Genomic DNA, 20,966 nt, shown 5'->3' on the forward strand with positions numbered 1-20,966 from the left:
CCACGGTGAGGTGATGAGGAACAGCATGTCGGTTGGGATTGGTGGAGTTGCGCATCTGTTTTTCGATTGTCGATGATCACTCAGGGCAATGGTCCGGTGTCGTCCATGTTGAAGGATCGGCCACGACCACGCATGGCGAGCTGTTCGCTGAGGTGCCTGGCGAGGTTGCGAAGCAATGCGTTTCCCAGGCGAGGCAGACGTCGCGTCAACGAATGAAATTTTCTGCGATCAATCAACAACACCTGTGAGGGTTCCAGTGCGGTCAGAATCGTTTCGGATTCGACTGGCATCACGAGCGAACTGGCGCCGAAACTATCACCCTCTGTCAATTCTGATTCAATGATGTCGTCGTCATCGACGCGAAATCGACCTTTCAGTACCACGATTAGTCCGCGGCTCTTTTCACCCCGCGACAGGATCTCTTTGCCCGCGTTGCAATGGATCGTCGTCGCGATGGATAGCAAATGAATCAGCCGCCGGACAGACAACCGACTGCCCAGAAATGTGTTTCCCAAACATTGCAGCTTGGCTTTGGTATTCGTGTTGGACTCTGGAGGGTCACTGGTGTCCGGCTGGGTGTCGACCAAAACGGCCGTGATGTTGTCTGACCCCCCGGAGTGGTTTGCGAAATCGACCAGCAAACCGGGATGGGAAATGATCTCGGGTTCGGACAGCAGTGAAGCGACCACCGCCGTGTCGGAAAAGTAGTTGCTCAGTCCGTCGGAGCACAAGAGAAAACGGTCGCCGGGGATCAAGTCAAATAGCAGCGTATCCACGGGAACGAATTCGTGCGCACCGATACTGCGGGTCAGCACGTGCTGGTAGCGACTCGCCTGAGCTTCTTCGCGAGTCATGCCGCCCGAAAGATACATCTCATTGGCCAGCGTGTGGTCGACACTGAGTTGGTGGATGTCGCCGTCACGCATCAAGTACAGGCGAGAGTCTCCGACGTGAGCCATGACTGCTTTGTTCTCCACGATCAACAGCAGCGTCATCGTCGTGCCCATACCGGCGAACTCGATGTTCGACTTGGAGAGCAAGTGAAGTTCTTGGCTGGCGTTTTGAACCGCCTCTTCCGCAATCTTCAACACTCGATAAAAACCCTCGGGCGACTGGCTCGCACTTTCGATCGCATCGCTATTGTCTGAAATGTATTCTGCGGCAAACGCGATCGCTCGTTCAGCGGCGATTTCGCCCGCTGCGTGGCCGCCCATCCCGTCGCAAACGAGGTACAGCCCGAGCGACTCGTCGATCAAATACTGATCTTCGTTTCCTTCGCGTTTGAGTCCTCGATCGCTGATGGCGGATGCGATGGTTTTCATAGCGAACTCGATGAAATAGAAATCGCGAGCGTCATGCCGGCGTTGGCGATCGGGGCTGCCCCTTTTTGAGACAATCAATTCAGTGTACCACGTTTTACATTTGGCAAGGTTTCGGTCTTGGCGGGCGGGGCAGGTAAATCCGTCCTAGCCGTAGTGGATGAGGTGACGAGCCCCTGGAGCGAGAAACATTGTCAAGGCCTGTTCGCCTCGTGAGTTCGATGTAGATTTCTTCTGCCTCACGCCGCATCGCGATTCTCTGCATCGCGTCCGAGCGGAAGCCCCAATATGCTTTCGGGATCCAATGCGATTCCCACGCTGTTGGGCACTGTGCGGATGTGCAGATCGCGTTGCGGAAATGCGATCTCCAGCCCCGCTTTGCGAAACGCCTGATCAATCGTGGTGTGCAGTTCATGGATGACTTGGAGGCGGTTTTCCAGAGATGGCAGGAACGATCGCAGCACTAGGTTCAGCGAGTTGTCGCCGAAGCCTTCGAAGGTCGCTACCGGAGCAGGATCTTTGAGTACCATCGGGTGATTATCTGCGGCCTGCAGCAACAGTTCACGCGCGGTCTCGGTGTCTGAGCCGTACGCCAAGCCGACTTCGATCACGACCCGGTTCACTTTGTCGGACAGGGTCCAGTTGAGCAAACGTCCAGTGATGAACTCCTTGTTGGGAACCACGTATTCCTTTCGATCCCAATTCGTGATCGATGTCGCTCGGATACGAATGCGAGAGACCACACCTGTCACGTCGTCCACCGTCACAATGTCGCCGACGCGGATCGGGCGCTCGAGCAAGATGATCAGGCCGGCAACGAAGTTGGCGAACATTTCTTGCAGGCCGAACGCCAAACCGAAAGTCAACGCGGTCGCCAGCCATTGAATCTGAGACCACTGCAATCCGATGGTGGAGCAAGCAGCGATGATTCCGATCAATACAATCGCATAGCTGACCAATGTCGTGATCGCGTAGCGAACCGATGCGTCGACGGGCAGTTGTTGCAGAAGGGAGATTTCCAGCAAACCCGGGCCGTTGCGAAACAGCACAAAGGTGACGACCGCGATCAAGATGGCTAGGGCCAGGTCCGATAGGGTGACCGGATCGCTCAGCGGGGCGTCCGTGTTTGCCTGTGTCGGTTCTGCCGATTCGCCGGTCGGGTTCATCGGCGTCATCAATGACGGCGAATCCGAAGAGGCGACTTGAGCGGCTGATGATTGTCCCCACAGTGGAAAATGGTCCAGCATGCTCAACGCCGGTAAGACTTGGACCCAAATCATCCACAGCCCAACCAACGCGACGGCCAACATTCCGGTACTGACGAGGCGTTGGGACTGCATGCTATGGGCAGAGATGTCTGCTTGCGCATCGCCCGTCACGATCCCCGCAACGGCTTGCGTCGGAGTCACTCCTTCACCAGCGCCGCTCGCTCCACTGGCCCGCATCTTGGCTTGCTCAATACTCAAGTAGCGTCGACGCAGCATCAGCATGCGAAAGAACACCGCACGCAGTACGATCATCGAAGCGACAAACAAGGCGGTGGCGAATAGTCGCCAGAAAAGTGTTTGAGCGGTGAAGTAGTAACCGTTTGCAGCGAGCACGCCCAGGGAAAGCGGGACGCTCATCCCGACAAATGGTATCAAGTATTTCACGCGATCGATCCATCCGCCTGCGTGACCGGCCAAGTATTCTCGTAGCAGTCCGTGTGGTCTCAGCAAACGATAGGTTGTGTAGCATGCCAAGCCCATCCCGAGGATGAACATCAAACGTTGCATGTCGCCACGTTCGTGGATTCCGTCACTGGAAGATAGGATTGCAGTGACAAAGATGATCGGCAGTGCAAGGTAGGTCAGCACATGGATCTCGCGTCGTAGCGTGCGAGTGACCGCCGTCGGCCAACGGAAGTGAGCGTCGGCAAGTCCTTTGGTTCGACACGCTTGTCGCATCCACTCGAACGCGACCCACAACACGCCCACCGCCCAGAAACCTTGACTGACGGCCAAGCAAAACTCTGAATCGCCCGCGTTGATGCTCAATCGCCAACCGATGAAGACACACAGCAGCGGCCATGCGGCAGAAACAACCGTCGTCAGGAACATCGCTCGCCAAGTCGGTCCGATCGCTTTGCAGTTGACTTTTGTCGCCGTCACGCCAATGGATTCGATCTGGCGACGTTGCGATCGACCGCGAACGAGCAACAGAACAACTGTCGATAAGCAGACCAGCCAAGTGAAAAAGTGGTCGATCGCGTCGGCTGCCAAATGCCGTGCAACGTTCATCCACATGGCCGGTTTCAGCATCCAAGTGTCGGACGCTTGGAATGCGATGCCGGCCGAGAGCGGTGTACCACTACGAATCCACAACACGCGTTCATCGATGTAGTTTTCGTACTCTGCGGCTAGCTTGATGACTTGTTGCTCGGTCGTGTCCAGTTCGATCAGCATGTCAAAGTACTGACCGTTGCTGCGAATCAACGACTCCAAGTACTCCCGTTTTCTGGCCATCAGGTCACGTGCAGCGGATTCGAAGACCACCGGATCGTGCCCCACCAAAGGTTGTGATTGGTGAATGATTTCCTGAATCACGTCATCCATTTGACCGAGTTCCTGATAGGACTCCTCGTATTCAAAGGATTGGTACTGGGTGTCATTGAGCAATTTTTGTCGATCGGCGACCGCGATCCGCCGCTTTGCGACATCGGGCAGCGTCGTGCGTTGTTTTCGCAACAAAGCGCCAACGCTGCTGGACAAGCCGACCGAATCGACTTTCTTTCGCGTTTGAGAGAACTGTCGCATCAGTTTTTCATGCAGTTCGCTTGCCGAATTGAGTTCCGCCTGTGTCGACGCGAGCGACTCGGTGAGTGCCTTGGTTTTCTCGGCAAGTTCTTGATTCTCCTCCGCGTACACCTTCAGGGCCGGCGCGGCCCCGATCACTTCCCATCGCGCCATCCGAACGGATTCTTCCGCGGCGGCTTCGCGTGCGGAGTGAATCTGTTCACGCAGCAGCGTGATGTACTTTTCGGTAAATGCGACGTTGGCTGCGGCGAGATCGGTCTTCAGGCGAATCAGATCGGCGGATTCTTCTGCGTCATACTTTGCCAGCTCGGCTTCCAACGCCGGCAGTTCTTTTTCGAGAGACGATCGGCGGGTCAGCAGTCGAGCGGACATCGACGCATTGACCGGGTTGGACTCAGCGGACTCAAGGGCTCGCAGTTGAGTCTTGGCGTCGATCACCTTCTCCAAGATCGTAGCCATTCTGGTCCGAATCTCTTTTCGCCGAGGCGATCTGGCTTGCAGCTCCGACTCGGCGTCCTGACGTGCTTTTTTCTGGGCCGAGAGTTGCAGTTCAGCGGCCGGCAGTCGTTGTTCCAGCTCCTGAAGCGTGAGTCCTTGCTCGACAGCCGCACGTTTCTCGTTGATCTCCAAGCGTTGTTGCTTGAGCTGTTCCGCCCTTTGTTGCACGGTGACCGATTCCTCGGTCAGAACCTTCAATCTCGCTTCGCTGTCGGCCGCCGTTTGCAGATTCTTAATGGCGGCTTTGTAGTTCTCGATCGCTAAGGTCTTGTTTTCCGGTGTCAGGTTCGAGCTTTGTTCCAGCTCCGCCAGCGAACTCTCGATCTGCTCAGCCGAGATCGCCGGCGATGTGGTCACGGGATTGATCGGTGGGGACGTCGCAGCCGCGTCAGGCTTCGCAATGACGTCTGCGAGAAGGCTTGCCGGCGCGCTGGCAGCAAGATTAGCGGGCGCGTTGGTCGGATCGTTGTGCTGAGGAGCGATAGGTTCGGGCTGCAGGGGCGCTTGCTGCGCAACAACGGGGGTGCCCGCGTCGTTGTTCACCACTGCTGCTGGGGCGCCAGGACTCGCGTTGAATGGGTTTCGTTGGATGTAGGGGCCCTCCAGCGTTTGCGCAACGCCAACGGTCGGCAGGAGCAGAATCCAAGCGATGATGCAATTCGTCGTTTGGCTCGCCAGCTTCTCCATATTCAATTGAGGCCTCCTGCCTCGTTTGCGGATTTCCATTGACTCCTTGTTCCTGATGCAAGACTACAGAGCGGTCGCCGGCAAAGGCAATGCGGATACGGGTGACTCGGCAAATGTCCGTCAAATGGAACCGCAATGAGCGGTCAAAGTGCCTTCATTTTGCACAATGAAATGGATTCGGCGGACGGCAAAGGTGCGATTCGCATGCAAGCAAAGCGGGCGGGTACAATCTCGATCACCTTGGGATGGGAAATCCTGCCTGTTTATTGGAGGGCTGTGTCTATTTCAGGGTTTTGTCGGGTTAGCATGCCCTACGGACGCAGCTTCCCAAGAACCTCCATTCATTTCTGCGACACTAGAGCCTTGATGAACGACGCGTACCAATCACCCGTTGCAGATGCGTCCCCGCGATCAAGTCACATACGTGCGAGGGTGATTGCTGTCAGCGTTTTGATGGCGTTCATGCTGTACCTGGATCGAGTCTGTTTGGGCGAAATCGTCAAGAGCGATTCGTTTCTTTCGGATTTCCGTGGCGCGTCCAAAGAGCAGATTGGAGACGTGCTGGGAGCATTTTTCTTTGCCTATGCGTTGTTTCAAGTTCCAGCCGGTTGGGCGAGCGATCGCTTCGGCGGCCGCGTCATGCTGACCCTCTATATCTTGGGCTGGTCACTGCTGACTGGCATTTCGGGTTTGGCTGGAACACTTTCCATGCTACTTGTTGCCCGGCTGGCCTTCGGTATGGTGCAAGCCGGTGCCTATCCGACCAGCAGTGGCGTGATTCGAAACTGGTTTCACGTGCGCTCACGCGCGATGGCCAGTTCGTTCGTGTCGATCGGAGGACGATTGGGTGGCACTTTGGCTCCTTTCTTGACGACAGCGCTCGTGCTTTCGTTGGGCAGTTGGCGATCGGTACTGTTGCTGTACTGCGTCGCAGGAATCATCGTCGCGGCAGCGTACTGGTGGACCATTCGCGATCGTCCATCGGAGCATCCTGGTGTCAGTGCTGATGAGTTGGCAGCGATCGGCGACGCGACGGCAGGTGAAATACGCGCGCCTCTTCGAGACATTCTGCCGATGATGGGAGCGATTTTGATCAGTCGCTCTCTGTGGCTGAACGCACTGGCACAGTTTTGCCTCGTGTTCGGCTGGGCCTTCTTGATCACTTGGCTGCCGACGTTTTTGAAAGAAGAAAAGGGAGTGGAACCGTTCCTTGGCTCATTGATGGTCACGGGAGTTCTGGCGATCGCGATTCCGGGACAACTGATCGGTGGATGGTTGGGCAATCGTGCCGTCGCCACTTTGGGACATCGCTGGGGACGCATCGCACCGCTGAGCCTAACGTGCTTGATTGCCGGCTTTGCTTACGTCGGCTGCGCGACGTTTGATTCGGTGTGGATCATCGTTGCTTGTTGTGCTGCGGTATCCTTGATGACCGACATCGGCAACCCGACCGTGTGGGCGTTCATGCAAGACGTCGGGGGGCGGAATACGGCGGCCGTGTTCGGCTGGGGCAACATGTGGGGTAATTTTGGTGCTGCCGCCAGTTCGATGGCCGTTCCGCGATTGATGAAACTGGGTGAGGTGAATGGAAACGGTGTCGCACTTGTCTTCTTCACCTGCGCGGGAATGTATGTTCTGGCATCGATCGCGGTGATCGGTACCGACGCGACCAAACAGATTCGTCAACTGGAAACAACAAACGAGATTCATGAATGAATTTGCTCTTTGACGCTCACTTGGACCTGAGCATGAACGCGTTGGAGTGGAATCGCGATCTGCGATTGTCGGCGCACAGGATTCGAGAAGAAGAAGCGAAGCTGCCGGAGCGTCAAAAAGGTCACGCGGCGGGCACGGTCGCATTGCCCGACATGAGGCGAGGTGGCATCGGATTGTGTGTCGCTACGCAAATCGGCGGTTGCATGAAACCGCGTTCTTTCGTCGCCAACTGGGAATCGCCCTCGCAAGCGTGGGCGATGACTCAGGGCCAGTTGGCGTGGTATCGCGAGATGGAATGTCTGGGTGAAATGACGCAAATCACCAACTTGGCCGAACTGGAGACGCAATTGGCCCGTTGGTCCGATCCGATCGCGGCGGCGGCCAGCGAAGAACCGGTGGGCTACATTCTCAGCTTGGAAGGTGCTGATTCGATCGTCACGCTCGATCACCTGGAGACAGCATGGGAGTACGGACTACGCGCGTTGGGACCGTCACATTACGGGATCGGTCGATACAGCATGGGGCATGATTCGGCTGGCGGGTTGCCTGCCGCCGGACGCGACTTGGTCGCCAAGATGGACGAGTTGGGTTTGATCATGGACGTGACCCATCTCAACGACGCCTGTTTTTGGGACGTGTTGGAATGCTTTCAGGGCGTCGTTTGGGCAAGCCATCAGAACTGCCGTGCCCTGGTCGATGATCCTCGTCAGTTCACCGACGAGCAGATTCGCGCATTGATTCAGCGTGGCGGAGTGATGGGGGCTGTCCTGGACGTCTGGATGGTGGTTCCGGGATTTGTGCGTGGAGAGTCGACCGCACAGAGTTTGGGCGTTCGACTGGAGCATCTTGCCGATCACATCGATCACGTCTGCCAAATCGCAGGCAACACGCGACACTGTGGGATCGGCAGCGACCTGGACGGCGGTTTCGGCCGCGAGCAAAGCCCGACGGACTTGGACACGATCGCAGACCTACAAAACCTTGAGGCGATCCTCAAGCAGCGAGGCTACAGTGAGCCGGACATCGCCGCCATCTTCCACGGCAATTTCCTAAGGGTCGTCCGGAACGCGTGGGGCAATGGACGATCGGCACCGTAGTGCGACACATCATTGGCCGCGGAAGCGGCGACAGATTGTGAGGGATGCCGTGCCGTATCTGTCGCCGCTTCGCGGCTTTTCAGACGCGGTTATGTTGCATGTCATGGGGCTCACGCCCCATGCTTAATGCTGCCGTCGCATCCGCGACTGAGATCCGGTAGGTCATGCTCTGCATGACGAGATCCGCAGAACGCTGCTCGGTGCTGCCGGATGTGAACGAGAGCATTCCGAGAACGGTCATCACTCTCGGATCTGTCGTATTTTCCGCGAAAAGTGCTGGACGCGAGCAACGAGATCAATGTTACTTATCTCGCTGGCGGCAAGTAGCCGCGAGCAAAGCCCGACGGAATTGGACACCATTGCCGGCCTACAAACCTTGAGACGATTCTTGAAATCCGTGGAAACTTTGCAGCAGACATTGCCTCAATCTTTCACAGCAGTTTTCCCTGTGTCGTCAGAGACGCATGGGCCAATCCGACACAGCCCAGAGTGGGAAATTGAAACGTAATACAGACGGATAACCACCTCTTGAACCCTGCCAGTTCTCTGGGCTGAGCCGATGCTCTGGATTGCAATTCCAACCAGTTGATCAGGTTGTTGTTCTCGTCGTCTTGGTGTCGCCGATTCACGTTTGCAATCATCGCTCTGCGTGACCTAGACAAAAGGGCAGGGCAATTGATCCCCAGCCGATGCTTAATGAACGAATGGTGACGTTATCATCGTCAATTGCTGTTCACGTACGGCAGAAGACTGGCGAGCGAAAATAACTGTCACCGCATCAGCAAAAATGTGGGGTGTTCAAATACGAGGATCATTCCAATGGCTACAATCACTGACTGACGTTGTCTCTTTTATCGTTATCGCGTTCACCATGGCACGCTCGAACGATTCGTTTCTGATCGCGTGAGAGCCGGGCTGAAGTTTAGTCGCTATGTTGACAGAGCAGAGACCACGTGACAATACTCCCTTTGAGAGGGCGGATTAAAAGATGGTAAACACTCACCTTGCAGCCACGGTGTCGGGGGAAAAGCGAACTCGCGACTCAATCTTTATCTCATATCGAGCGAGCGATGCGAGTGCATTAGCTGGTCTGCTCTGGAAGACCTTGGTGGACAGGTTTGGGATTAACTGCGTCTTCCTCGCACCTGCGGAGATCGAACCGGGACAAGCATTTGCCGATCGATTGATGGCGGAGTTGGATCGCGCGGCCGTGATCATCGCAGTCATTGGAAAGGACTGGCTGAGTGCAAAGGACGAATTCCACCGACGTCGGCTGGACGATCCAGACGACTGGGTTCGTAAAGAGATCGTTTATGGCCTAGAGAACAACGATGTTGTGGTCATCCCGTTCTTGGCACCTGGGGCTACTTTCCTAAGCGGAGACGCTGCCGCAAAGGCTTATCCGCCCGATATGCAATCGTTGGCTACTCTTCATGCGCACAGTGCTGGCAACGATCATGAGATCGGCGACCGGTTTACTGAGATTGTTTCTTCAAGTTTGCCTGCAATCGACGCTGTCAGCAAACCGCGTCTTGGCCTTTCGCAAGGATCGGAACTCGTTGTCGTCGCGCATTGCAAATCTAGCTCACTGGCTTCTATAGCTGATAGCGAAACGAGCGATAGTCAACAACACTCAAGAAAGCTTGAGCTGATCCGGCAACTTGGGGATTGCCTTCCTGGCCAGATTGTTGTCCACGAATTAACGGATGGTTCCTCTGAACTTCCAGAGGCAGTGAAGATCGACTTGCTAATGTGTCAGGCGGCAATACTGTTGATGGAACGCTCCGGAATCACTTCCATGGCCTTTCATCGGGAGGCTTCGATTTTGGGGTGGCGAGCAGCTTTGGGTATGCCGCTGGTCACCATTCCCGTTGACGGAATCAGTCAAGCTGAAATCTCCGAATCGACGCTTGAGTTTCTAAACGACTCTGTTCCCAGTTTCTGCAAATCAAAGAGGCAACCGAAGTCTTGGGACAAAATTGTTGTCAACACGAAAACAAAACTCGTGCAGCATTTGGCAGACAGAGCATTTCGTGTTGCATCGGATCCGGCGACAAAATGGGCGAATGATGTCAAGGAAATTCTCAGCATGGTCGGCGACTCGTTCCTCCCAGTTCTAGCAGAACAGCTTAAGATACCCAAGAGTTGCTGGACTGAGACCTCGGACAAAAGGCGTCTCCTGGCAGCGTCTCTAATCGATACTGATCTTATTTCCGCTTATGATTTTCTGCGAGAAGTGTCCGCACATTTTGCGGAACAGCCCGTGGGGCCCAATGGATCCAGGCATCTTGTGAAGCGTGTCATACCGTTGTGGGTAGACCTCGACGCGGGACGCGAAATTTTGAGAAGCTCGATGCTTCCCAAAGGAAGTCGCATGTGTGGAGTACGGCTTTCTCAGCTGGAGTGGGCTGCCCACGCGACGATGCGTGCTTCTGCCGGCGCGGTCCGTTATCCGAACGTGGAACTCGAAGCGGTGGCGGGAGAGAATGCTGTTGATGAGTTGATAGAGAGGCACGATGCTGTTTTACGTGAGTTTCTCGACTACGAAGTGGATGATTCACCAGAGTTCGTCGAAAGACAGCTACAACAGGATCATGCTACCGTGTTTGCGGTGCTTGATTCTCGTTCATTGCGGAATGACCAACTCAAACGATTGATTTCTACTCTGCAATCACGGTTTCCGGGCATCACGTTCGTGCTTGTATCTGATCAAGAAAATAACGCGTGGAAATTTCGACCGTCCATGAAAATCGCTATCGGACACATGGAGAAAGATCAAGAGAGTGTCGTGCGACACTACATCAAGAAGTGCAAAAGACTTGCTAACGAGGAGAGATAACGCAATGAAGGACGGTGAAGTACTGAGCCGACTCTTGGAGTTGGTCGACGATATGAAGGATGGGGAGCCATCGGAGGGAGTGCGAATTGGCGACAGCCGCGATGGCAATTTCTATCGACACGATGTTCGCACGCGTTTAGCGTTGAAAGTGGCGATTGTCACGGGTAGGCCATTGCTGATGGTCGGCCCGCCAGGGTGTGGTAAATCAAGCTTAGCACCTTATGTCGCGAGAAATTTGAATTTCCGATTACTCACCTACACGGTCACCGAAACAGCGGAAGCAAGCGACTTGCTCTGGAAAATCGATTATTTGAAACGCCTCAATGATTCTCAGCTAGGAAAGCAAGTCGGCGATATCGGAGATTACATCGACCAAGGTGTGCTGTGGCGTGCGTTTCAGCCCAAGCCAGAGGACATGCAGCCAGACAAGCAGGGGACACTGGTACTCATTGACGAGATCGACAAGGCCGATTCTGGTTTTGCGAACTCCTTGCTTGTGGCCATCGGCTCAATGCAATTTGATGTGCCAGCATTGGGCAGCGAAGCAATCAAGGCAGATAGTGACACAATCGTATTGGTCATCATGACAAGCAATGAAGAGCGGGAGCTTCCGCCTGCTCTGACGCGCCGATGTGTGCGGCTTCAAGTCAGCTTCCCCACAGCGAGTGAGCTCATTGAAATAGCTTCCAGGCATTGGCCAGATTGGGTTTTGCAGAGCGAGAATCGAGAGAAACTCACTTCTCTTGCTGATGCCCTGGCTTGCGACGGTTCATTGGGATCGACACGTGACTCGCCGGTCAGCACAGCTGAGTTTCTTGACCTCATGCAAGTCCTCGTGCAGAGCGATATTGAGCTGGATAGTCCGAACTGGAAAACCATCGAGGGTTTAGTCTTGTTGCGTGAATCAGAGGAGGGCTAGAGAGATGAAGCGTCCTCATCCGGCTCCATTTGCCGATGCCGCACGTATTTTGCTCGCTGGATCATCCATCTCTGATATTGATACAGCGCTTGGGCTGATAGGGGTGCAGCGGACCGAACGTGCAGACGGCGTTGAAGACGAGCTCTCCACCACTGATGTCCAAACAGACGGTGAATCCATCGATGAAGTCCTCATGGAGGCAATCGCGCCGGAAATTCTTGAAGGCGATGAGGATGCTGCAGAAGAGGACAAGCAACCAGATCAAGACGAAGCACGGATTGCAAAGGAGATCCTAAAGTCTGGGTGGATTCCGTGGCAGAATGAGCTCCCGTCTAAGCGTCGTCCGGGAGCAGCCACGCGTCTTCCGTCCAACGTTGAACGATCAATGGTTTCCTATTTGTTGCCGTTCGACAAACGAAGCGATCAGGATAGGGCGGACCAACCCAAGTACGATTACAGTACGATCGAAAATCGAGTGCAACATGTGTTGAAACCGAAGACAACTCCTGATGCAGAGGCTTGGCGGGTTGCACGAAGGGTGTTTGACAGTGGTCCCAGGCGAGACATTCTCGCAGGCTTGGACTTGCGAGCATGCGCCGACAAGATTGCCCGCGCCGAGGCTATCGAGAGGCTACCTCGCGCTAGAAGACAAGCCAAACGCCTGGATTCTGTTCAGCTACTCGTGGAGCGTGATTTGGCAAGGCGAGTCCATTCGGCAGACATTAAGAAACTGCTTAAGTCGATGCAGTCCATCGGCATTCCGCACATTGACAGAACGATGAAGATTCAACAGCGAGACTCCGAATGGTTCTGCGGGACAGGGCCTCCCTGGACTTACCGACCATTTCTCGCGTGCGAGCATCCTACTTGGTTTATTATTCTCGCGGGAGGCGATGCAGCGGACCAACAGAACTTGGCCCGATGGAAAGAACTGTTGAACTCGATGTACCATCAACATACCGTCACGATCGTATGGGTGGGAGATCGGCTGCCAGCCAAGCTGCCCAGTATGGGTCGAGCTTGGGTCTCGTATCGTAAGTAGCTCGTTTCGAAAGTTGATTGCCACCGTCTTTGGTATTAATCTGCCACTATTGAGCTTATCCCAATGCTCCCTGCACTTTGCAAGTTGAACGTTTCAGATCTCATTGAAGATCAAGTCAATGTCGAACCAGAGGCAGTTCGGCTCGCTTGTGTTCTTTCCGCATGGCCCTTCATTCCTTTCTCCGCCGTTCGGTCCTGTCGAAAGGCACTCGACCCGAAATATCCGTGCTATCTGGAATCACAACTGTGTTGGTCCACGATGGTAGAAGGGAACGCGGTCGATGGTGTGTCGCTTGAAAGTAGTTTTCGAATTCAAGCGATGTACAGGCTCCAGGCTTTCATTCAAACATCCGGAGACAGCGTACGCAATGAGGTTGTGTCGCTCCGGCAGTCACTGGAGCGTTGGTTTGTTGACGTCTCGCCACTATTGCAGATCGAGGCGGAGATCGCCTGGAACTATTTGCTCATGCCATCGACTGAGTATCAAGAGTTTATCGAGAGGCAATTGCGCGACATTCTTCTTACTGCCCTTAGTGAGGGGAGAACGGGCGTGCTCGGTTGGATTTCTGCTGCAAGTCGGAGACTGCCAAGCGAGTGCGTCCAAGGGCAAATGGCCTGGTTTTTGCGTCAGCTATGCGATGAGAAAGGGCATTTAATGGACTCGGTCCGAATCCCCGACACAATTTCACCAGATAACGTGATCGCACTGATGTCTGAGTTTCTTCCCACGACGATCGTAGGTGTCAACCGAACGAAAGGAAGGATTGAATTTGGACCTCCCTCTTCAAGCCGCACAGTTGGTGTTGTGTTGATCGATACGCAACCGCTGGTCGTGTCGATAAGAGAGAATGAGGTACCCAACTCCCGCAGTCAGCGCGTTTTTCTCGAGCGAGGTCAGGTCACGCAGGTCGAGTGCGGAGACGGCGAGATTACCTTAGAAAACCTAGGTAGTCAGACATTTACCATGAGGGCATTGTCAGGAGGAAATTGCCCCGCGAAGCATGCGGCTTCCACGGCTATCATTAAAGCAAAGCTGGCTATGAACAAGAGGATCCGTTTAAAGGCTGTCGTTGTTCGATCACTCGAAGCTGGTTACGTGGTACGGCTACCAGAAATGGATGCGACCGCGTTCATGGTTTCTCCTGAACATGAGTTGGTTGTCGACGACGAACTCACCGTGGTTGTGAATCGCGTTTATCCTGATAAGCGATGGATTGGCGTTGTTCCCAAGGTCTATCCTCGAAACCTGAATTCTGTTGAGCGAAGTTCGCTTTTACATGTTCCGGTCAATAAAATTCCAAAGAATGTCCAGCCCGGTGATACTTTTCAGGCAACAATGTTCAAGCATGGCAAACAACGGCCACCATACCAACGGAAAAGCGCCCATGTGTTCGTCGACCCACGCTGTTTGATTGGCGGAATTTACCATTCGCATCGTCCCGGACATTTACGATTCCCGAATGCGGTGCGTGAGCAAGACGGTCACTGGGTTCCTCCCATTGGCGAAAAAATGGAAATTTTTGCGAGCGGAATCGTCGGCAACTGCTGGCAATTTAGACTCCGACGCCTTCGCGATGGGCAAGACTGGGAGCCGCAACGCACCGCGTTGCGATTCAATACGGTTATTCCCGCGACCATTGTCTCCATTCAGCAGGATGGTGTTGTTCTGGAAGCGCCCCACGGTCAGGAATTGTGGTTGCCGAAATACGAATTCAGTCCACCGATTCGGGCCGAGGACCCCATTTTGCTGACGGTCGGCCAGCAAGTATCTGTGCGCGTTCTCCGTGTTGCTGAAGTGGCACGAAGTAGGTACTTGGTCAGCTTGCGAGCGGCGGGAGCGCCATTTATCGACGAGCTGCATCCAAATGAGACTTTGTTCGGAATCGTCGATCGTCGATTGAATAATGGTGAGTACATGGTATTACTCGATCCCTTACCTCGGATCTCCCAATCGGCGTTCTGGGCGAGGACTGACGGATGTCAGAACATGGTATTGTCACCGAAGGTGCGCATAAGAGCACAGGTTGCTCGCGTGCAAAGGAAACTCTGGCTTTTGATCGTGAACAATGTGGTTGTGCAATGACGGGGACTCAGAGAATACTGAGGTTTTCTTCCCGAGGGAACATCCACGACGCTACATTGATTGATATCGAATTGCGATCTATGCAGGCACAGGACGTGCATGCATAGATCGGGCGTTGAACTTTGTCGGAGGCTGGCAGTCCCGTAGGACTTGGATCGGAGCGTCCGATCCGCCTCAAAAAGATTCTATCTCGAATGACACTCCCGGTGTCAAACCAGGCAGGTACATCTGGATCGATTTTGCCGGTTCCAGCCCCGTTTCCTTTGCGACTTCTACCTGCGTTTCCAGGTACCAGTCGTAATAATCCGAACCATATTGGGCCGTCCAGAACTCTCGGTGTGACTCCCGCTGACGCTCCGCGTACCACTCCGGACACGTCTCACTCTCCCGCCAAAACAGCTCTTTCCATGTCGGTTTGGGCGTCTCACACACCAACCTTAGCTCGATGCTCCCGCAGTGCGCACACTCGGGCAACGATGCGACCTCCCACTCCGACTCCATCGAATCGACCGCTTCGGTCGGCGTTTCCCAGACCTCCGGCTCTGTCCCCAGCAACTCCTGCAGTCCCCAGCAACTCCTGTGATGACCTTCCCGCGTTCTGCGACAAAGCCATTGAGGAGTTCGCGGAAGGAAAACACGCCGCCCAGAACGCTTGATCTCCCCGAATCGACCCGAAAGGTCGTCCGGATCGGCCGCGGTGCTTGATGAGCAACGTGGCTCATCACGGTGATGCCTTTACTCGACACTCCCACATACTTTTCGACTTCCCGGCCCCAAACCCCAAAGTATCCATGGACACTCAACAAAAACTCATCGACCTGCTTCATGACTTCGACACCGCCATGTTTGTTACTCGCGGAGATCACGGAGCACTCTTTGCGCGACCGATGGCGGTCGCCCAAGTGGAGGACGACGGCCATATTTGGTTTGTAACGGACCGGCACTCGGGGAAGATCGCCGATTTGATGCTCGATCCCGACACGGTCGTGACGATGCAAGGATCCAATAAGTTCGTTTCGATCACCGGTACCGCACACGCGGTGGATGATCGAGCAAAGCTAGACGAGCTTTGGAAGGAAGCTTGGAAAGTCTGGTTTCCCGAGGGCAAGGCGAGTGACTCGATCGTTCTACTGAGAGTCGAACCATCCAGTGGCGAATACTGGGACAATTCGGGTTTGACCGGTGTGAAGTACCTGCTGAAAGCAGGAAAGGCATACTTGCAGGGCAATCGGCCGGAAACGGATGCGTCCACCAACGCTTCCGTCTCACTCCAGTGAATCATGCGACCACTTTGAAACGAATCTGCGTCAATTGAGTGTGGTGCGCGAAAGTGGACTTGTGAGGTGGTGCTGTTTTTGGGGGCCACCAGGAAGCTTGCGCCGCTCGGGCGGCGGCTTCCAACTCAGTCGGCGTTAGGTAGCCGAGAGATGAGTGGCGAAGTGGCAACAAAGACAAGCCGCAATGACTCAAGTCGTTCCGAGTTGGCGTGGGCCACTCGTCGCCGTGCTTGGGCAGCGGATTTCGAAGCCCAGCGGGAACTCGTTCATCAATAGCCATCAAGTCAAGTTGGTGGGTGGCCCCAATTGGCCCGCCACAATTGGCCCGCACCATTCAGCACTGCCCCTTAATCTCAGCGCGATTTGACAAGATCATTCTCGGTGATGAACAGGTCGTCTTGCGTAAGCATACTGCCATGCAACTTCGCTTTTTGGACAAATTGTGACAACCATTTAGGCGTACCTGTTGTATGTAAAAGCAAGTTCGCCTCAGCACCGGTATGTTCAACACTCACCTGCAGTATGAGATGATCCTTCATGGTTCTGTCTCTCTTGGTGCATCTCCACACTGGATGTACCTGCGGCGAAACGATTACGTCCGCCGAGAATGGATCAAAAGAGTCAAAGCTAATGTCAAGACTGCATGTCCAACGATTGGATATTGTCATGCATTCATCAATCAACTCCGGTAACTCATCCGGAAATGCGTTCTTTTCTAGAAAAGCCCAATCGGGAGGCCCAAATTCTGCGAACGCGACTTTTTGAACCATTTCCCACACATGCTTGCTCGTCTTTTTTGTTCTCATCAATCGACAGCAGATCCAGTCGGGGCATTTGGCGGTACTGGGGCGGCAGGATGCGGCGAAGAACTGGTAGTCTTTGAGATCGATTCGGTCGGGAACAAATTGCACGCTGGCGTCTCCCACTTCAAGGTGATCTTCAACGCCTAGCTTTTCTGCAATTTGAGCGTAAATCCTCGTCAGTTCCGGCATCGGAATTTCATCGCGACTGGGATCAAACGTGACGCTAAAACCATCGAAGAGTCGCTCTCGGATATTGTTTCGAGATCGGTCGATTGAGATAGCAATGCCGCTATCCCATTTGAATGAAAAGTTTTGATCGAATTGCGATGGCCTCCAGAACGCCTTCTCCAGCCACTTTGACAACTTGCTGCTGAATCTCGCTTGCAAATCAATTGAGCCGGGTAATCCTGACGCAAAATCACAGGGCTTCAACCAAGCGGGTGACGAGCATGGAACGCGTATCTGTTCCTCATCACAGTCTGTTAAATCTTGAATGTTCGACAACGCGACCTCTTTGGTCGCTAGGAGCTTCTTTTGAATGGCCTTGCTTTGCTTTTCTGGATCCTCTGTGATCACACGAAAGCCTATGGTGACGTCAAAGTCCCAAAACATCGCTGTCGTCCTTACGTGAAAAGCATGTCATGGGGCTCACGCCCCATGCTTTATGCTGCCGTCGCATCCGCGACTGAGACTTCTGCCGAAACTCACGACGCTACTCTGATTGATATCGCCAAGCTTAGCCGTCGAAGCGGCTGAGGCAGAGGGTGACGTTTTGGCCGCCGAAACCGAAGCTGTTGTTCAGCGCGTACTGGATCTTGGCTTCGCGTGCCACGTTGGGGACGTAGTCGAGGTCACACAACGGGTCGGGGTTTTCGTAGTTGATGGTCGGCGGCAATACCGAGTCTCGGATGCTCAGCAAGCAAACGATCATCTCGGTCACGCCTGCGGCGGCGATCAGGTGCCCCATCATGCTCTTGGTGCTGCTGACGGGAATGTTGATCGCGTTCTCACCGAACACTTCTTTGCAAGCCAGCGTTTCGACTTTGTCGTTCACCGTCGTGCTGGTGCCGTGGGCGTTGACGTATTGAATATCACTGGGATTCAAACCGGCGTCGGCGATGGACATCCGCATCGCTGCGATTCCGCCGTGCCCGTCCGGTGGGATGTCGGTGATTCGGTAGGCGTCGGCGGTGGTACCGTAGCCTGCGATCTCACCATAGATCTTCGCACCGCGTTTCTTGGCGGACTCCAGTTCCTCCAAGATCACCATTGCGGAACCTTCCCCGAGCACGAAACCATTTCGCAGGCGATCAAAGGGGCGGCTGGCCTTGGTGGGTTCGTCGTTGCTTTCGCTCAGCGCGGTCAGCAAGTTGAACCCGGTCACGCCGAAGGGATGGATCATGCTGTGCGTGCCGCCGGCGATCATCACGTCGGCGTCACCGCGTCGGATGATCTCGGTGGCTTCCCCGATCGCCTGGCTGCTGGCTGCGCAGGCGGTGAGGCAGTTCAGGTTGGGTCCTTGGGCATTGAACAGCGTGGCCAAATGCGCCGCGGGCATGTTGGGTTCTTGCTCGAGTTCCTTGGCGGGGTTAAGCAGCTCCAGTCCCTTGGCGATGAACTTTGCAGCGTCATACTCACCGTCTGCCAGCGCGGCGGACATCATTCTGGCAAAGGTTTGAAAGTCCTGGTTGCCTTCGCCGCTGCCCATGTAGACGCCGAAGCGAACGGGATCGTTGATCGAGTCCAACACGCCACTGTCGTGGACGGCTTGTTGTGCAGCACCGATGGCGAACTTGGTGTGACGACCAAGGCTTTCGGCACCGGGGATTCCTTCGGGCGACAGTTCCCAGTTCTTGATCTCGGCGCTGATCTTGGTCGGAAAACCTGACGCATCAAACAGCGTGGTGTAAGCCACTCCGCTCTTGCTTTCTTTCAACCCGGCCCACACCGTTTCGGCGTCATGCCCCATGGGGTTGATCATTCCAATACCGGTAACGACGACTCGGCGACGCATGACGGGAACTCGTTTGAGGGTGGGGAGCCAGTTGACGATGAACCGAGGTCAGATCGGAATCCCGACTGATCGTTCAAGTCGGCAGAGGGATGGTCCGACGCGAATGGGGGTATTCTACAGGTTTTTGTATTTGGGGAACCGGGTTCCATTCGCGTCCACCGCGACGTGAAAGAAATTCATCATGCGAAGCATGGATTCCAAATCGCCATCGTCGAAGAGAGGGCCATCGACCATGAATCCTTCTTCCAAGAACGCGAACATCAGGTCGATCTCGGCTTGCAATTCACCATCACAATGGCTGGTGGAGGTCACTGTTGCCCCGTTGTCTTGGACGCCGTCCATTTTAACGCGGTACAGCAATCGGTCGCCGGTACGGGCTGGCCGATGAAACACCGCCTTGCCGACTTTCGCCAGCACGACGCGTTTTTCGAACAAAAAATGCTCCGCAACCAGGATCCCGCCCATTTGGGCCATTCCTTCGATGATCAGCGGCGGTGGCAACATGGGGTAGCCGGGGCAGTAGTCATCGATCGCTTCTTCTGCCAAAGAAACGTTCTTGAAGCCTGCTGCATGCGAGCCACTCACAAATTCAGTGAACCGATCAACCCAAAACCAACGCATTGCCGCGATTTCTTTCCGCTACGGAGAAAAGTGGAGTTCGCCCGCCGGGATGCACCGGCGAGCGCTTCGATCAGTCGGTGACTTTGGTGCCGACATAGCGACACAAATCGCCGACGGTCAGCAAGTTGCTGAAGTCTTGGACGCGTGGGCTGTCGTCGAACTTGCTGAAATCTGCCCACGGCATGCGGCGTTTCAGTTCGGTCATGCCTTCGCTGGTGACCACACCACCACTGACGTACTGGCTGTTGGTCAAAATGTCTTCGGGCGAAAGTTCTTCGCGGGGAATCGTGATCCCGAACGCTTTTTCGAGTTTGAAAACGATATCCAAAAAGTCGATGGACTCGGCACCCAAATCGCCCACCAACGTGGCTTCCTCGGTCACTTCGTCGTCATCAACGCCCAACGCGTCCACCAACGATTCTTGAACCTTGCCGAAAATCTCTTCTTCGCTCAGTGACATTTCAATCTGTCCTAAAAAGGTTAATGCGGCCTCGGCCGCGACTGCAAAATTTGATTCGTGTGCGATTGGTTGTCGCGTTCTTGTCGTACTGTTGCGTGCGACTTTACTTTGTATCGCCCCTGTTCCGTGCGGCTGTGCCCGACGGCCCTATCCACGCCATCGTGATCCACGCCATCGTGAATGTCATTCGCTCAACGCCGTCCAAGCGGACGGCAAACTCTTAGCTTACTTGCTCTCCAAACAGCTCTGCATACTTAGCGCGTGACCGGGTTATGACATCGATGTCTGTACCAAGCTCCACTGGCTCATTGCTACCGCAACGTTCCAGAATCAATCGTGCCGACACCGTCACGCGGCCTTCTTTCTCCGCACTGGCTTTGACGGTGGTCAAGTTGTCGACTTGTTTGATGATCTCGGCTGTGATTTGTAGGGTTTCACCGGGAGAGAGAAAGTCACCAAACTTAGCGCCTCTGACTTCCCTCAACAACACCAATGGGCTCTCAAAATCGTCATCCAGCCGGATCAACCAGATCGCCGCTTGATGCAATGCTTCTAACATCATCACGCCGGGCATGACCGGAAATCGCGGAAAGTGATCGTTTAAGTACTCTTCGTTTGCATGCAGCGTACGCTCGGCAATCAACCGTTTGCCGGGCTCCACCGAGACGATTCGATCCAGTTGCCGAAATTTCATGAATGCTGTGTTTTAAATTCCTTATGGACCGCCTGAACCGTCAGGTCAGCCCAATTTGTCTCATTTGACGGCCATTTTGGAAAGGGCGCTGCCGCAGTCGCCC

General features: G+C 54.6%; 17 protein-coding genes. 7 read left to right on the forward strand and 10 right to left on the reverse strand.

Annotated features, from left to right (window positions below; translation table 11 throughout):
• Positions 1 to 80 precede the first annotated feature (80 nt).
• Complete coding sequence (locus Pla52nx_RS12110; RefSeq protein ID WP_146520111.1) at positions 81 to 1,322, reverse strand: protein phosphatase 2C domain-containing protein; 1,242 nt, start codon at positions 1,320 to 1,322, stop codon at positions 81 to 83.
• Between the two features lie 236 nt (positions 1,323 to 1,558).
• The gene (locus Pla52nx_RS12115) at positions 1,559 to 5,299 is read right to left on the reverse strand and encodes a mechanosensitive ion channel domain-containing protein (RefSeq protein WP_231742022.1); all 3,741 of its coding nucleotides are present in this window, start codon (positions 5,297 to 5,299) and stop codon (positions 1,559 to 1,561) included.
• 366 nt (positions 5,300 to 5,665) lie between these two features.
• On the opposite strand from Pla52nx_RS12115, the gene Pla52nx_RS12120 reads away from it, so the two are divergent.
• Positions 5,666 to 7,015 carry an MFS transporter gene (locus Pla52nx_RS12120; RefSeq protein WP_197454590.1) on the forward strand — a complete coding sequence of 450 codons (1,350 nt, stop codon included), beginning with the start codon at positions 5,666 to 5,668 and terminating at the stop codon, positions 7,013 to 7,015.
• Entirely contained in the window at positions 7,012 to 8,112 is a 1,101-nt protein-coding gene (locus Pla52nx_RS12125) for a dipeptidase (protein WP_146520108.1), read from the forward strand. Before Pla52nx_RS12120 ends, Pla52nx_RS12125 begins: the two co-directional genes overlap by 4 nt.
• A gap of 79 nt (positions 8,113 to 8,191) precedes the next feature.
• On the opposite strand, the gene Pla52nx_RS12130 is transcribed toward Pla52nx_RS12125, so the two are convergent.
• Positions 8,192 to 8,356 carry a hypothetical protein gene (locus tag Pla52nx_RS12130; RefSeq protein WP_197454589.1) on the reverse strand — a complete coding sequence of 55 codons (165 nt, stop codon included), beginning with the start codon at positions 8,354 to 8,356 and terminating at the stop codon, positions 8,192 to 8,194.
• A 187-nt stretch (positions 8,357 to 8,543) separates the two neighbouring features.
• Positions 8,544 to 8,741 carry a hypothetical protein gene (locus Pla52nx_RS12135; RefSeq protein WP_146520107.1) on the reverse strand — a complete coding sequence of 66 codons (198 nt, stop codon included), beginning with the start codon at positions 8,739 to 8,741 and terminating at the stop codon, positions 8,544 to 8,546.
• Positions 8,742 to 9,100: 359 nt separating this feature from the next.
• Here Pla52nx_RS12135 and Pla52nx_RS12140 point away from each other — a divergent pair, with 359 nt between their 5' ends.
• The 4 genes from Pla52nx_RS12140 (at position 9,101) to Pla52nx_RS12155 (ending at position 14,994) form a co-directional block, all read left to right on the forward strand.
• Positions 9,101 to 10,951, forward strand: coding sequence for a toll/interleukin-1 receptor domain-containing protein (locus Pla52nx_RS12140; protein ID WP_146520106.1), 1,851 nt, complete (start codon positions 9,101 to 9,103; stop codon positions 10,949 to 10,951).
• A gap of 52 nt (positions 10,952 to 11,003) precedes the next feature.
• Positions 11,004 to 11,870, forward strand: a complete 867-nt coding sequence (locus Pla52nx_RS12145) for an AAA family ATPase (protein WP_261344247.1) — start codon at positions 11,004 to 11,006, stop codon at positions 11,868 to 11,870.
• 4 nt (positions 11,871 to 11,874) lie between these two features.
• Complete coding sequence (locus tag Pla52nx_RS12150; protein ID WP_146520104.1) at positions 11,875 to 12,912, forward strand: hypothetical protein; 1,038 nt, start codon at positions 11,875 to 11,877, stop codon at positions 12,910 to 12,912.
• A gap of 63 nt (positions 12,913 to 12,975) precedes the next feature.
• The gene (locus Pla52nx_RS12155) at positions 12,976 to 14,994 is read left to right on the forward strand and encodes a hypothetical protein (protein WP_146520103.1); all 2,019 of its coding nucleotides are present in this window, start codon (positions 12,976 to 12,978) and stop codon (positions 14,992 to 14,994) included.
• Between the two features lie 174 nt (positions 14,995 to 15,168).
• Here the strand turns inward: Pla52nx_RS12155 and Pla52nx_RS12160 are convergent, their stop codons facing one another.
• Positions 15,169 to 15,549 (reverse strand): hypothetical protein, encoded by a 381-nt coding sequence (locus tag Pla52nx_RS12160; protein ID WP_197454587.1) that lies wholly within the window; start codon positions 15,547 to 15,549, stop codon positions 15,169 to 15,171.
• Positions 15,550 to 15,785: 236 nt separating this feature from the next.
• On the opposite strand from Pla52nx_RS12160, the gene Pla52nx_RS12165 reads away from it, so the two are divergent.
• Positions 15,786 to 16,271: a pyridoxamine 5'-phosphate oxidase family protein gene (locus tag Pla52nx_RS12165; RefSeq protein ID WP_146520100.1), complete on the forward strand. Its 486-nt coding sequence runs from the start codon at positions 15,786 to 15,788 to the stop codon at positions 16,269 to 16,271.
• Positions 16,272 to 16,624: 353 nt separating this feature from the next.
• Here Pla52nx_RS12165 and Pla52nx_RS12170 read toward each other — a convergent pair whose 3' ends face one another.
• From Pla52nx_RS12170 to Pla52nx_RS12190, 5 genes are all read right to left on the reverse strand, one after another.
• Positions 16,625 to 17,686, reverse strand: a complete 1,062-nt coding sequence (locus Pla52nx_RS12170; RefSeq protein WP_146520099.1) for a hypothetical protein — start codon at positions 17,684 to 17,686, stop codon at positions 16,625 to 16,627.
• Positions 17,687 to 17,810: 124 nt separating this feature from the next.
• Positions 17,811 to 19,088 (reverse strand): beta-ketoacyl-[acyl-carrier-protein] synthase family protein, encoded by a 1,278-nt coding sequence (locus Pla52nx_RS12175; RefSeq protein ID WP_146520098.1) that lies wholly within the window; start codon positions 19,086 to 19,088, stop codon positions 17,811 to 17,813.
• Between the two features lie 114 nt (positions 19,089 to 19,202).
• Positions 19,203 to 19,709, reverse strand: a complete 507-nt coding sequence (locus tag Pla52nx_RS12180; RefSeq protein ID WP_146520097.1) for a 3-hydroxyacyl-ACP dehydratase FabZ family protein — start codon at positions 19,707 to 19,709, stop codon at positions 19,203 to 19,205.
• Positions 19,710 to 19,779: 70 nt separating this feature from the next.
• Positions 19,780 to 20,169 carry an acyl carrier protein gene (locus Pla52nx_RS12185; RefSeq protein ID WP_146520096.1) on the reverse strand — a complete coding sequence of 130 codons (390 nt, stop codon included), beginning with the start codon at positions 20,167 to 20,169 and terminating at the stop codon, positions 19,780 to 19,782.
• Positions 20,170 to 20,389: 220 nt separating this feature from the next.
• Positions 20,390 to 20,863: a 3-hydroxyacyl-ACP dehydratase FabZ family protein gene (locus Pla52nx_RS12190; protein WP_146520095.1), complete on the reverse strand. Its 474-nt coding sequence runs from the start codon at positions 20,861 to 20,863 to the stop codon at positions 20,390 to 20,392.
• Between the last annotated feature and the right edge of the window lie 103 nt (positions 20,864 to 20,966).

Origin of the sequence: Stieleria varia (assembly GCF_038443385.1) — a bacterium.
GTDB lineage: Bacteria > Planctomycetota > Planctomycetia > Pirellulales > Pirellulaceae > Stieleria > Stieleria varia.

What these genes read in the sequence shown, in the direction of transcription:
- Pla52nx_RS12145 (WP_261344247.1), top strand. Translation starts at nt 11,004, where the DNA reads ATGAAGGATGGGGAGCCATCGGAGGGAGTGCGAATTGGCGACAGCCGC.
- Pla52nx_RS12190 (WP_146520095.1), bottom strand. Translation starts at nt 20,863, where the DNA reads ATGAAATTTCGGCAACTGGATCGAATCGTCTCGGTGGAGCCCGGCAAA.
- Pla52nx_RS12115 (WP_231742022.1), bottom strand. Translation starts at nt 5,299, where the DNA reads ATGGAGAAGCTGGCGAGCCAAACGACGAATTGCATCATCGCTTGGATT.
- Pla52nx_RS12175 (WP_146520098.1), bottom strand. Translation starts at nt 19,088, where the DNA reads ATGCGTCGCCGAGTCGTCGTTACCGGTATTGGAATGATCAACCCCATG.
- Pla52nx_RS12155 (WP_146520103.1), top strand. Translation starts at nt 12,976, where the DNA reads ATGCTCCCTGCACTTTGCAAGTTGAACGTTTCAGATCTCATTGAAGAT.
- Pla52nx_RS12165 (WP_146520100.1), top strand. Translation starts at nt 15,786, where the DNA reads ATGGACACTCAACAAAAACTCATCGACCTGCTTCATGACTTCGACACC.
- Pla52nx_RS12150 (WP_146520104.1), top strand. Translation starts at nt 11,875, where the DNA reads ATGAAGCGTCCTCATCCGGCTCCATTTGCCGATGCCGCACGTATTTTG.
- Pla52nx_RS12110 (WP_146520111.1), bottom strand. Translation starts at nt 1,322, where the DNA reads ATGAAAACCATCGCATCCGCCATCAGCGATCGAGGACTCAAACGCGAA.
- Pla52nx_RS12180 (WP_146520097.1), bottom strand. Translation starts at nt 19,709, where the DNA reads ATGCGTTGGTTTTGGGTTGATCGGTTCACTGAATTTGTGAGTGGCTCG.
- Pla52nx_RS12185 (WP_146520096.1), bottom strand. Translation starts at nt 20,169, where the DNA reads ATGTCACTGAGCGAAGAAGAGATTTTCGGCAAGGTTCAAGAATCGTTG.
- Pla52nx_RS12120 (WP_197454590.1), top strand. Translation starts at nt 5,666, where the DNA reads ATGAACGACGCGTACCAATCACCCGTTGCAGATGCGTCCCCGCGATCA.
- Pla52nx_RS12140 (WP_146520106.1), top strand. Translation starts at nt 9,101, where the DNA reads ATGGTAAACACTCACCTTGCAGCCACGGTGTCGGGGGAAAAGCGAACT.
- Pla52nx_RS12170 (WP_146520099.1), bottom strand. Translation starts at nt 17,686, where the DNA reads ATGTTTTGGGACTTTGACGTCACCATAGGCTTTCGTGTGATCACAGAG.
- Pla52nx_RS12125 (WP_146520108.1), top strand. Translation starts at nt 7,012, where the DNA reads ATGAATTTGCTCTTTGACGCTCACTTGGACCTGAGCATGAACGCGTTG.